A 12,597-nucleotide genomic window follows, 5' to 3' on the forward strand; every position below is an offset into this window, starting at 1 on the left:
TCGGCAGCGTTTGTTGCCGCCGCAACCGCCTGTGTAACGAGATAAACATGAAAGACCGTCAAAAATCCGCCGTGCAAACCGAAGAACATATCAACTGGGAACAGCGTTTGGAACAGCTGCGCCAAGCCCGCCAAACGGGTGCTTTGCCGCCGAAAACGCCTGCTGTGCCGAACAATCCGCCCCAAGCTGCGTCAAAACCTGCGCCCGCTTTAGACGACAAAATGCGTAAAAAAGTGCTGCAGGCTTATTTGAACAAATGGCAGCAGGAACACAATATCGGCATCGAGCAGGAAGAACACGCCGAGCCGGACAGCATGGTATTGTTTGAAGAAAACTGGCTGCATGCCCAATCGGCGCTGCAGATGCAGGCATCTGAAAAATATATCGAATCGACCCGTTCGGTGTGGCTGAATCCGAAACGCCAAACGGTTACCTTCCCCGAACCGGAAGCCGCCGAAACGCAGGAAAACGCCGAAAGCGAAGCGCAAGCCGATGCTGAAGAAACGCCGTTTTCAGACGGCCTTGCCGAAGCAGAGGCAGAAAAAATCGTGGTCAATATCAACGTTTTGAACCCGCAGATGATCAGCCGCAAAGAAGTGTACTGCATTTCCGAGCGGGATTTGGAAGCCCGGCTGATGAAGCGGCTGCGTACGCACTTAACCGATGCCGTCAATGGCATGATTCGGGTGGCAATGCAGAAACAGATGGCGATGCAGACCTATCAGCTGCAGCAGATTTTGAACGATCAGGCACCGAAACTGGTGGAAGAAGTGTTGGAACACAATCTGCAGAAAATTTTGTCCGATATCAAACAAGAAATGAAATATAAATCTTAAGGCGGCAGACAACGGGTAACGAATATGATGAAAAACATCATCACTTGGCTGGCGCTGGTTGCCGCCGGGTTCGGGCTGTTTCACTATCAGCCGTGGCAGAACGAAGCCGGCACGTCGCCGCAAAGCGTCGCAGGGGAGCAGGCAAGGCCGTCTGAAAACGGCGCAGCCGAGCGGATTTTGCAGCAGGCATTTGCCGAACGCCGCAGCGATATTCAGATTGAAGGCGAGGGCGTGGTAAAAAAAGTTTTGCCCGACGACAACAAAGGCAGCCGCCATCAACGTTTCATTCTGCGACTAAACAGCGGGCAAACCCTGTTGGTGGCACACAACATCGATTTGGCGGATAAAATTACCGGTTTGCAGCCGGGCGATACCGTGCAGTTTTACGGCGAATACGAATGGTCGAAGCAGGGCGGCGTGATTCATTGGACACACCGCGATCCGGCAGGCCGCCACGCCGACGGCTGGTTGCGGCACAACGGTAAAGTTTATCAATAATGGACGGCAGCATTCAATTTTTCACCCTGTTTCTGCTCGGCTTTTTCGGCGGCGGGCATTGCGTGGGCATGTGCGGCGGCTTAAGCAGCGCCTTTGCCCTGCAGCTTCCGCCCCATCTCAACCGCTTCGGGCTGATTGTTTTGCTGAATTCGGGCAGAATCGCCAGCTATGTCGCCATCGGCTGCATGGTCGGATTAATCGGGCAGTTCGGCATGGCTTTAGACGAAACCCGCTGGCTGCAAAACGGCCTGTATCTTGCCGCCAACGTATTGCTGCTGCTGTTGGGACTGTATTTGGCCGGATTGTCCGCCGTTGCCACCAAAATCGAAGCCTTGGGCAAACCGGTGTGGAAACGGCTGAATCCCTTGCTAAACAAACTGTTGCCGATCCGTTCCGCCAAAGCCTGTTTTGCCGTCGGCATGCTGTGGGGCTGGTTGCCCTGCGGCTTGGTGTACAGCGCCTCGCTTTATGCACTGGGCAGCGGCAGCGCCGCAAAAGGCGGCATGACCATGCTGGCGTTTGCCCTCGGCACCTTACCGAACCTGCTGGCAATGGGCTGGTTTGCCACCCAACTGAAAAACCTGCTGCAAAAACGCAGCGTCCGCCTGTGCGCCGGGCTGCTGGTTGCCGCATGGGCAGCGTGGCGGCTGGCGGTGTTTGTCGGGACATGGCATTGAAATTCGGAATATATAAAGCCGTCTGAAAATCTGATTTTCAGACGGCTTCAGGTTTATTACAATAGTCCCTGTTGAGTGGTTCAACAAGCGGAAACGCCCACCGTTTCCGATGAGCGCTCACAGAGGAAAATGAAATGAATAGCACAATTATTCAAATCATCTTCTTACTGGCTTTGTTAATGGTAAGCGGTAACGCTTACTAAAGCCCAGTAAGGCTGGGGCGGTCTGACCACCGTCCCAGTTCCTCAATCTTACAAAACTCTCCACCCGAAAGCAAGCAGAATTTCCGGCTTACCAACCTAAGTACCGGCCGTTTCAGACATCTCCTGTCCAAACCGATCCTTCATCTGTCGGCGCAAAGCCAAACGCTCATAAAACCAACGGTAATGCAGTATGAAATAAGCTCAAAGCACCACTGCGTTGGCTTCGCCTTGCCGTACTATCCGTACTGTCTTCGGCTTGCCGCCTTGCTTTGGGTTATTTCACTATAAAATAGGGTATATTCTACCCAAGTATTGATACCACCCAAAAAAAACAAGCGTGCTGCGCCTACACTCGCCGCACAAGCGAGCGTAGCCCACCCCGCACCGGCATTTCAAGAATAAAATTAAACAACACCCCACACTTACTCTTAAAATTTCCCTTCGCAAAATTCACAAAATTATGATAAATAACATAATTATTCAAATACTTAGTTGAAACCCCATGAAATCGGCAATTAACCAGCTTCTTCAACATCGAATGATAACTATTAATCGTCTGAACATCAAAAATATGCGCAGCTTGCGGCGAGCGCTCCGCACGCGGCGCAGCACAACGCATTCCCGAAGGCACAGGAATATGCGACAACCCCATCACATCAGCAACCTTCTGATAAACAGAATTAGAATCAGTAACCAAAATCGAACGCTCCGCAATCCGCCCGTCCAAAACCCCAAGCACATCATTGCCGCTAGGCTTACCCAAATTCGACACCCTTCCCACCGAAAGTCCGTCCAAATTCACCGCACAAGGCACACAAACCTGATCACGAGACAAACCCCGTCTTCTCTGCCTTACCCCGACACGCCCCAAAAACTCACCCTTCAACTTCTTCTGACCCTTAAACGACAACCGGAAAAAAGTCTCATCAGCCTGCACCACACCATTCAACATCACCTTATCCATCATCGCCTGCAGCACCCCCAAAATCCGGTGCCGCCAAGAAAAAGCAGTATGCAAACAAATCCCACACTCCTCAGCACAACGCTGCAGCGGCAACTTATTCAACATACAACGAATATACTCATACCAAACCTCCAACCCCTTTTTCGACCGATAAAAAACCGTTTCCGCCCGCTCCCCAAAAGTCCTCCCACAAATACGGCACAAAAAACGCTGCCGCCCATCCTTTTTCCCATTTTTCACATAATCCTTTTTACAACAATGAGGACAACGCGCAACCCCCTGAGAAAACTCAGAAACACGATTCGGATCATCCCCCGCCACCACCAATCGCAAAAAAATATTACGCTCAACCGGCGGCAACCTCCTAAAAAGCTGAATCAACACATCAACATCACGAGTAACCACCGCCATAGCCAAACCCTCCAACCAAAAAATAACCAATTAAATAAAGCAATCAATAAAATACTACCAAAACCAATAAAATACTGTTAGCATAAGCAAAATAAGCGTAAAGAGCATAAAGCCAACCCCAAAATTCAGACGGCATTTGCACATAATTTTACAAACCCAAACAACATATATACATAAAATTCAAAAACATGATAAAATATACCCATTAACTAACCAAAACCAAAAACAAGCTGCAAGGTAACAATATGAACAACAAACAAACAGCACACTTCCAAACACGAGAACAACTCGAAATATTCATCAAACAAAACCCAAGACGATTCCTAGACGAGCTCGAAAGCAGCCCCCCCCTAAGAGAAAACTACAAAATCCTCCTACAAGACTTTAACAATTCCGACCTAATCGCCATCGGCACCGCACTACAAGGCCGAGAAGTCCGCAATCCCATCAACAACAAACTCATGCTCACCGAGCCAAACGTCAAAGACTTCTACTACTGGTCTTCCCACAACATGAAACAAATGCAGGAAAATCCTTATCACGAATTAACTGATTATAAAGAATTTGTTAAGCGATTGCGTGAACAAGAATTAATCAATGAAGAAAATGAAAAAAAAGCTAAGCGTGAGATGATTAAGACAATTAGCGAAGAACTAAAACGCCACCAAAAACAAGTCGAACAAGCACGCGACTTCATGATGCAAAAAGAATTCTTGGATAATTTAGATAGAGCTTGGAAACTGCTAAGTATTCAAAAACAACAGCAACTTACCGAAAGTGCCGAAGCATTAAATGATTTGATGGTAAATACCGAAATTGGTAGATATTTATCGCAAGACCCACGTTTTAGTCAACTCGAAGAAAACCAAAAAAGGTTAATTCAAAAAGGTCTTTCCGTTATAGGCGAAAACATCAATAATGATGAAAAATTTAGCAAAACAATAAAAGAACTAGGTTTAAAAGAAGAAGATAAAGAAAAATATAAAGAATTTCTAGCTGATCCAGTTAAATTTGCAGCAGAACATCCTGAAGAAGCAAGTAGATTTACTGAAGTTACTTTAAACTGGACAGCGAAAATAGCACAAAAACGGGTGCAAAACGAGAAAAATGCTGCAGAAACAGCAAAGAATACTAAAAATGGAACAGATGAGTTTAATAAAATTGAACTTAGAAGATATTATCAAACAATAAATGCAGAAAAATCCACGTCTGCTTTTGAATCGAAACTAACCAATCCAGAGAATACCGATGCTGCTAAACCGATAAGCACTTCAAAAGAACAAGTTAAAAAAGAACTTAATGAACATCAAGAAGGCGTTGGAGCAGTAAACACAATAGCAAACGCAGCATTAGATTGGTCTAAAAACTTTAAACGAAATACAACAGAAGAACAATCGCAGCAAGAGCAAGCGCAACTACATAGCGCTAGCACTAATCCAACAATGGGGAATAAAATATGAAAAGAATAACAAAAGAATTTATCACTGCTTCAATATTGGCATTAAGCGCAGGCGTAGCTGTAGCAAAGGGCACTGCTACACCGCATACTAAAATAAATCCATATAGTAATAACCCATATAATGAAGAAATTACTGTAAGTGAATGGAAAGATAAAATTTCAAAAGCACACGACCCCGTTGTTGAAAAAGCATTTGCTATATGGGGTTTAACAGATGATAACTTGGAAAGAGTGAAGAAAGATCAGCGTATCGGTTATGCTCAAATGGCGTTATTTGAAGCAATACGTTATATGGAATTATGGAATGAAGCCGTTGAAAATCCAAGTATGTTACCAAGTTCAAAAAATATGCGGGTAGCTTTTTGTCAATTTGGAAAAGATCATGGAATTGTAGATGTTAATCCTAATTGGACATACGAAGAAAGCAGACGGCATGCTAAAAATTGGAGTAGTTGCGACAAAAACTTCCAACCTACCGTGCAAAACATTAAAAGAGGTTTAAGCCCAATAGTTCTAAGCGACCCACGTTTAGAACAAAATAAAGCCAAGTATATTAAACCTTTACCTTAACGGAGCGGGTGCGTTAATCACAGTTTCAGTGCTGGTTCAAACATTGCCCGCCACCGCAACACTTGAACCAAGCACAAAATAAATAGCTGTAGAAAATAAACTTTTTTACAGCTATTTATTTCCCCTGTAGGGTGTCGTGCCAAAGCACGCACCTGTTCTGTGCATTTTATGTCGAAGCCGTCTGAAAATACAGTTTTCAGACGGCATTGTTTTTGGGTTTGGGGTTGGTGAGATTGATTTATGCCGATTAAACAACCAAGCCCGTGCGTGCTTGAAGCACGCACGCTACATGGGGTTTGACTGCAGGTCGCAGGTTGCGGTTAGCGAGAGCGAAGCCGAAGCCGAGCGTAACCCAACAAAACCTTATGTTTCAAAGTATTTGCAATCATGTTGGGCCTCGACCCAACCTACACACTGTTTAAAACCCGTATGAATTATTCAGTGGATTGACTATAAAACCGCACAACGAAGACGAAGGCGCAGCCCTAAAAACCGAAAATTTTTACCATCAATACTTAATTAAAAAATCCCTAAAATCTAAAACAAGGCCGTCTGAAAATCTGATTTTCAGACGGCTTGGTTTTATGTTTACCGGCTATGCTTCCTGCGGCAGCGGCAGGGTGCTGACAATGCCGCATACGCCGGCGGCTGCGGCGAGTTTGTAGAGGATATGTTGCGGCATATCGTGGTGAAACAGGCGGGTGATGTTGGCGATAACCGGCAGATGAGTTACCCGTCGGGCGCGGACGATGGCATCGATATCGAGGCGGTAGGCGTTGTCCGGCTCGAAACTGAGCGTACCGGCTTCGCCTAAGATAATGTGCAGGTTGCCGCGGGAAGCGATGTGTTCGGCGGCGACCAGCCAGTCATCGACACGGTGGTGTTTGTCTTTGCACAACACCACCGGCGTATTCAGACGGCCTACCTCGTCCTGCAATGATCGGTTGCCCATCAGTTCGCCGCCGAGGTAGAGAATATCGGCTTCGGCATCAAGCGCCGCTTCGATTTGGCGCACGTCCCGTATCCGCACCAAAACCGGTTTGCCGTCTTGATGGCAGTGGCGGATTTGGTTCTGCATGTGCTGGATTTGGTGTTGCTGTCCGCTCAAATCTTCGCCGGCGTAGGGGCGGGCTTCGAGATAAAAAGGATCGGTGAACACGGCATCGGCGGCTGCGCTTGGTCCGGCTGCGGTGCAGATGTCCAACATTTTGCCGCCGCCGAACGCCACGCCCCGTACGGTAATTACGCTGTTGTGCGCCTGATGTTCCCGGCTGATGGTTTTCCAATCGTTCAGCACCCGAATGGCACGCTCGACCCCGGGCAGGTTTTCGACTTCGTTGTGGCGGAACACACGTTCGTCGCCGACCGCACCGATAATCGTGCGCTCTTCGCCTTGGGAAATGTGTTCGTGCAGCCCTCTGCTGCGGATAAATTCGACAACGTGGGCGATTTCGGCAGCACCGGCCTGTTTTTGCATGACGATAATCATTTTCGGCTTGCGTAGAGTGGGAAAGACAGATTGATTATATAGTGAAAATCCGTTCTTTCCCATACGCCGCAGCGGCGGATTGTTTGCGTCATATCAAGGCGGAAAACCGCCGCTGCTTAATTTTCAGACGGCCTATGTTATACTGACCCCCGTTTTTATTTGTCTTGGCGCAAAATGCGACTGTTTGGTATCAGAAAACTTTGGCTGAAACTGGCGTTCTTCGGCGTGCTGACTTCGCTGCTGATGATCATCGGCATGTCTGCGTCTGTTTACCGCCTGTTCAGTGCCGAGCGGATTCAGGCGGTGGCGGATTCGGCGTTTGCCCACGGCGGGCGCAGCGTCCGTTTTGAGGGCGACATCGGCCGCCGCTGGTTTCCCCGTCCGACCGTTTCCCTGAAAAATCTGAAAGTGGTGCCGTTAAACGGCATCCGTCCCGATATTGAAATTCAGGAAGCGAGCATAGGTTTGGCGTGGGAAAGCCTGTGGCGCAGCGTGCCGGTGGTGGACAAGCTGCGGCTGGACGGCTTGACGCTGACGCTGGAGCGGCGGGACGACGATACTTGGAATCTGCAGGATTTATGGCAGCAGGGCGGCTCGCAGCGTTTTGAATTAAACCGGCTGCAGGTGGAAAATGCCGCCCTGAATCTGCGGCTGGCGCACAACGAATACACGCTGGACGGCGTGAATTTGAAAGTGTCGGACGAAGAATCCGAAGGCAGAATGTTTACCCTGTCGGGGCGGCTGCGGCAGAGCGATTTGCCGCTGGCGTTTCAGGGGCAGGGAACATTGTCGGCCGAGGGCGGCGTTTGGCGGGTTCCGCTGTTCCGTCTGACGGCGGAAGGCAAGTTTGATCAAGACAGCGTAACCCTCGCCGCCGACAGCAGTCTGAGCTGGAGGCCGTCTGAAAATCTGTTGCGGGCGGATAAAGTCAATCTGCGGCTCGACAGTTCGTATCACAATTTCCATATCACGGCACAAATTCCCAAGTTATTGTTGAACCATCAGAAAATCCATCTGGATAGGCTCACCGGCGCATTTACCGCTGCGCAGTGGAACGGTTCGCTGCAACTTAATCAGATAAACCTGCGCCGCAATCTGGCGACGCTGAACGGTTTTGAACTGAATGCCGGCCATCAGGGCGAAAAATGGCAAACCGGCCTGAAAGCCGCCGGTTCGCTGCTGTGGGAACATCAGGCGGGCTTGAGCGTGAAAGACATTGCCTTCAATCTGATTCAGGACAGTTTGGACAAATCCGCAGTGCCGAGATTAAACGGCAATTTGAAAGGCATGTTGAACCGCAGCGCAGCAGGGGCGTGGCAGGGCAGTTTTGACGGCCAGTTTGACCGCCAGCCGGTGCGGCTGGTGTTGCAATATTTGCCGCAATCGGGGCAACATCCCAAGCTGGAAGCCGGTATCAGCCTTAAAAAACTGGTGCTGCAGCCCTATTGGCAGGATTTTCAGGCACAATCGGGGCAGATTTATCCCGATTTTCTCAGCCACCCGCTGATGCCCGCCGTGGAAGCGCAGTTAAACATCAACCAACTGCAGATGCCGGGCGTGGTGTTGGACAAAGTCGATACGCTGGTTTCCGCCGACAGCCGCCATATTGCCCTGAGTAATTTCACCGCCGAGCTTTACGGCGGCAAAACCGAGGGCGGTATCAGCATGGCGAACACCGAACCGGTTTCCTACCATCTGCAGCAGGACGCACGGGGCGTGGAAATCCGGTCGCTGCTGGAAGATTTGTTCGGCTTTCACAATTTCAGCGGTACGGGCGACGCAGTGATCGACATTACCGCCAAAGGAAGCGACCACAAAAGCCTGATCCAATCGCTCGACGGCACGCTCACGCTCAATGTTTCAGACGGCGCATGGGTCGGCATTGATATGAACAATATCCTGCAAAGCGGCAAAATCAGCAAACAGACCGACAAAATATTGCAGACACCGTTTAAAAAATTCACCCTCAACAGCCTGATTGTCAAAGGCGTGAGCCATCATCTGAATGCCGAGCTGCTGTCCGACAGCCTGAAAGTGCGCAGCAGCGGGCAAACCGATCTCTACCGCAAGGAAATGGCGGAAGAAATGCTGATTTACAATGTCCAAAAACCGCTTTCCAAACCGATTCCGCTGAAAATCACCGGCCCGGTCGATAATCTTTCGGTAACGCTCGACTACGCCCGCCTGACCGACGGCCTGAACACGCCGCAGGAAAAACAGAAAGCCTTGGAAGAAACCTTCCGCGAGCAGTGGCAATGGCTGGTGCCGAAGAAAAAATAGGCGGCGGAAGATGATCACCCTGACCGATACCCACTGCCATCTGGCGGACAAACTGTTTGCCGCTGCGCTGCCGGACATTATCCGCCAAGCGCAGACGCAGGGTGTCTGCCGTTTTATCGTTCCCTCGGCAAACAGCGGCGATTTTGCCGCCGTTACCCGACTGGCGGCGTTACCGCAGGTGTATCCTGCATTCGGCATACATCCGTGGTTTGCCGATACGGCGGACGAAACCGCTTTTGATATGTTGGCGGCACAGTTGGAACGTTATCCGCAGGCGTGGGTCGGCGAAACCGGTTTGGACTTTCTGCACGCTGCCGATGAAGCGGCAAAAACCGTGCAGCAGGCGGTTTTCAGACGGCATTTGGACTTGGCACAGCAGATCGGACGGCGGGTGATTGCCCACAATGTCAAATCCACCGCCGCACTGACCGCTGCCGTGAAACACTGCGGCTTTACGCAGGGCGGGATTGTCCACGCTTTTTCCGGTAGTTTGGAAGAAGCACGGATTTTGGTGCGGCTGGGTTTCAAAATCGGTATCGGCTCGCTGCTGCTGAATCCGAATGCCAAAAAAGCACGGGAAGCGGCGCAAAAGCTGGATTTGCAGGATATTGTGTTGGAAACCGACAGCCCGTTTATGCTGAAAAACCAAATCAACACACCTGCCAACCTGTATCGGATTGCCGAAACTGTGGCGGCACTGCGGGGCATTCCGCTGGCGGAATTGGCGGCGGCAACCGAGCGGAATGTGGATATTTTATTATCGTAAATTCACGATAGATGAAAATCGGCTATAATACGCCGCATTCTCTAAACAGGCCGTCTGAAAACGGATTTTCAGACGGCCTTTGCAACGGAAAAAGAATATGAAACCGTCTATTTTAGAAAAATTACAGCAGCTTGCCGAACGTTTGGAAGAAGTTACCCATCTGCTCGGCCAGCCCGAAGCCACCGACGATATGGACAACTACCGCAAGCTGACGCGCGAACACGCCGAAATCACGCCGGTGGTGGAAGTGTTCCAAAGTTACCGCTTGGCGCAGAGCGATTTGGCCGATGCCGAAGAAATGCTGCAAGACCCTGAAATGAAAGAGTTTGCCGCCGAAGAAATCGAAGCGGCAAAAGCCAAAATCGACACTTTGGATACCGAGTTGCAAAAACTGTTGCTGCCCAAAGATGCCGACGACGACAAAAACATCTTTATCGAAGTACGCGCCGGAACGGGCGGAGACGAAGCCGCACTGTTTGCCGGCGATTTGCTGCGCATGTACAGCCGCTATGCCGAACGCAACCGCTGGCAAGTCGAAATTGTGTCCGCCAACGAGAGCGAACTGGGCGGCTATAAGGAGGTGATTGCCCGCATTATTGGGCTGGGCGCATACAGCCGTCTGAAATTTGAATCGGGCGGCCACCGTGTGCAGCGTGTTCCCGCCACTGAAAGCCAAGGACGGATTCACACTTCGGCGTGTACCGTTGCCGTGATGCCTGAAGCCGATGAGTTGGAAGATATTCAAATCAACCCCGCCGATTTGCGGATTGATACCTTCCGTGCTTCCGGTGCCGGCGGCCAGCACATCAATAAAACCGATTCGGCAGTACGCATTACCCACCTGCCGACCGGAACGGTTGTCGAATGTCAGGACGGCCGCAGCCAGCACGCCAACAAAGCGCAGGCGATGAAAGTGTTGGCGGCACGTTTGAACGATGCGCAAAAACGGGAAGCCCAAGCCAAAGAAGCCGCCGAACGCAAATCCTTAATCGGCAGCGGCGACCGCAGCGAACGCATCCGCACCTACAACTATCCGCAAGGCCGTGTTACCGACCACCGCATCAACCTGACCCTGCACAAACTCGATTTCATCATGGACGGCGATTTGAGCGAACTGACGGACGCTCTGATTGCCGAACACCAAGCCGAACTGCTGGCGATGATGGGCGATTAAGGCGGCGGCTGGGCCATGATGCCGTCTGAAAATGCGGTTTTAGCTACATCTACGATTTTCAGACGGCATCAATATCCGAATGCCCAAACCGATTGATTCTGCTTATGGCGCTGTCGGTTTTTTCTTGAGCGGCACGCTGTCAAGCACCGCTGCGAAGTGTTAAAATAAACCCCGATTTTATTCATGTATAAATGAAAAGGATACCTCAAAATGACAAACGAAGTGCAAAACGCCGAAGTATTGGCCGACCGTGTTTCACCGGAACAATTCCGCATCAATATGATGGACATCGCCCGTAAAGCAAACAAACGCATTGTGTTGCCGGAAGGCGCAGAACCCCGCACCGTGCAGGCTGCCGCCATCTGCCATGAAAAAGGCATTGCCCGCTGCGTATTGCTGGCGACCCGTGCCGAAGTCGAAGCCGTGGCTGCCGAGCAGGGCATTACCCTGCCGGAATCGCTGGAAATCATCGATCCGGCGACTTTGGTGGAACAATACGTTGCGCCGATGTGCGAGTTGCGCAAATCCAAAGGCCTGACCGAAGAGCAGGCACGAGAACAGCTTCAGGATACCGTGGTATTGGGTACGATGATGATGGCGCAAAACGATGTGGACGGCTTGGTTTCCGGCGCTGTACACACCACTGCCAACACCATCCGCCCGGCTTTGCAGCTGATTAAAACCGCCCCGAATGCGAGCTTGGTATCCAGCGTATTCTTTATGCTGCTGCCGGAACAAGTGATGGCGTTTGCCGATTGCGCCGTAAACCCGAACCCGACTGCCGAACAGTTGGCCGAAATCGCCATTCAAACCGCCGATTCCGCCAAAGCCTTCGGCATCAACCCGAAAGTGGCGATGATTTCTTATTCCACCATCAATTCCGGTAGCGGTCCTGATGTGGATTTGGTGATTGAAGCGACCAAAATCGCCCAAGAAAAACGCCCTGATTTGGCGTTGGACGGCCCGCTGCAATACGATGCCGCTACTGTGCCGAGCGTTGCCAAAGCCAAAGCGCCGAACAGCAAAGTGGCGGGTCAGGCGACCGTATTGGTGTTCCCTGATTTGAACACCGGTAACTGCACCTACAAAGCCGTTCAACGTGCCGCCAACATCGTCAGCGTCGGCCCGATGCTGCAAGGCCTGCGCAAACCGGTGAACGATCTGTCGCGCGGCGCATTGGTGGACGACATCGTGTACACCATCGCCCTGACTGCGATTCAGGCGCAACAAATGGCCGCCTGATTACCGCCGGTTGTTTGAGATTTGACCG

The 12,597-nt window shown here is 50.6% G+C and carries 11 protein-coding genes; 9 read left to right on the top strand and 2 right to left on the bottom strand.

What is annotated here, in order from left to right:
* The first annotated feature begins 47 nt into the window (after positions 1-47).
* The 3 genes from PJU73_RS01960 to PJU73_RS01970 are packed head-to-tail and all read left to right on the top strand — an operon-like array spanning position 48 to position 2,011.
* Positions 48-836: a hypothetical protein gene (locus PJU73_RS01960; protein WP_237091177.1), complete on the top strand. Its 789-nt coding sequence runs from the start codon at positions 48-50 to the stop codon at positions 834-836.
* A gap of 24 nt (positions 837-860) precedes the next feature.
* Positions 861-1,334: a DUF3465 domain-containing protein gene (locus tag PJU73_RS01965; RefSeq protein WP_237091178.1), complete on the top strand. Its 474-nt coding sequence runs from the start codon at positions 861-863 to the stop codon at positions 1,332-1,334.
* Positions 1,334-2,011 carry a sulfite exporter TauE/SafE family protein gene (locus tag PJU73_RS01970; RefSeq protein ID WP_237091179.1) on the top strand — a complete coding sequence of 226 codons (678 nt, stop codon included), beginning with the start codon at positions 1,334-1,336 and terminating at the stop codon, positions 2,009-2,011. Before PJU73_RS01965 ends, PJU73_RS01970 begins: the two co-directional genes overlap by 1 nt.
* 549 nt (positions 2,012-2,560) lie before the next feature.
* Here the strand turns inward: PJU73_RS01970 and PJU73_RS01975 are convergent.
* The gene (locus PJU73_RS01975) at positions 2,561-3,589 is read right to left on the bottom strand and encodes an IS1595 family transposase (RefSeq protein ID WP_237091180.1); all 1,029 of its coding nucleotides are present in this window, start codon (positions 3,587-3,589) and stop codon (positions 2,561-2,563) included.
* Between the two features lie 245 nt (positions 3,590-3,834).
* Between PJU73_RS01975 and PJU73_RS01980 the strand changes: the two genes are divergently transcribed.
* Both PJU73_RS01980 and PJU73_RS01985 read left to right on the top strand, forming a co-directional pair.
* Positions 3,835-5,049, top strand: coding sequence for a hypothetical protein (locus PJU73_RS01980; protein WP_237091181.1), 1,215 nt, complete (start codon positions 3,835-3,837; stop codon positions 5,047-5,049).
* A complete protein-coding gene (locus PJU73_RS01985; RefSeq protein ID WP_237091182.1) occupies positions 5,046-5,618 on the top strand; it encodes a hypothetical protein in 573 nt (190 codons plus the stop codon). Before PJU73_RS01980 ends, PJU73_RS01985 begins: the two co-directional genes overlap by 4 nt.
* Before the next feature lie 595 nt (positions 5,619-6,213).
* Here the strand turns inward: PJU73_RS01985 and PJU73_RS01990 are convergent.
* Entirely contained in the window at positions 6,214-7,107 is an 894-nt protein-coding gene (locus PJU73_RS01990; protein ID WP_237091183.1) for a chorismate mutase, read from the bottom strand.
* A 174-nt stretch (positions 7,108-7,281) separates the two neighbouring features.
* Between PJU73_RS01990 and PJU73_RS01995 the strand changes: the two genes are divergently transcribed.
* From PJU73_RS01995 to pta, 4 genes are all read left to right on the top strand, one after another.
* Entirely contained in the window at positions 7,282-9,387 is a 2,106-nt protein-coding gene (locus PJU73_RS01995; RefSeq protein WP_237091184.1) for an AsmA family protein, read from the top strand.
* Positions 9,388-9,400: 13 nt separating this feature from the next.
* The gene (locus PJU73_RS02000) at positions 9,401-10,153 is read left to right on the top strand and encodes a TatD family hydrolase (RefSeq protein WP_237091210.1); all 753 of its coding nucleotides are present in this window, start codon (positions 9,401-9,403) and stop codon (positions 10,151-10,153) included.
* 97 nt (positions 10,154-10,250) lie between these two features.
* Positions 10,251-11,327 (top strand): peptide chain release factor 1, encoded by a 1,077-nt coding sequence (gene prfA / locus PJU73_RS02005; RefSeq protein WP_237091185.1) that lies wholly within the window; start codon positions 10,251-10,253, stop codon positions 11,325-11,327.
* A gap of 210 nt (positions 11,328-11,537) precedes the next feature.
* Positions 11,538-12,569, top strand: coding sequence for a phosphate acetyltransferase (pta, locus tag PJU73_RS02010; protein ID WP_371871498.1), 1,032 nt, complete (start codon positions 11,538-11,540; stop codon positions 12,567-12,569).
* The last annotated feature ends 28 nt before the right edge of the window (positions 12,570-12,597 follow it).

Origin of the sequence: Neisseria lisongii, assembly GCF_028463985.1 — a bacterium.
Lineage (GTDB): Bacteria > Pseudomonadota > Gammaproteobacteria > Burkholderiales > Neisseriaceae > Neisseria > Neisseria lisongii.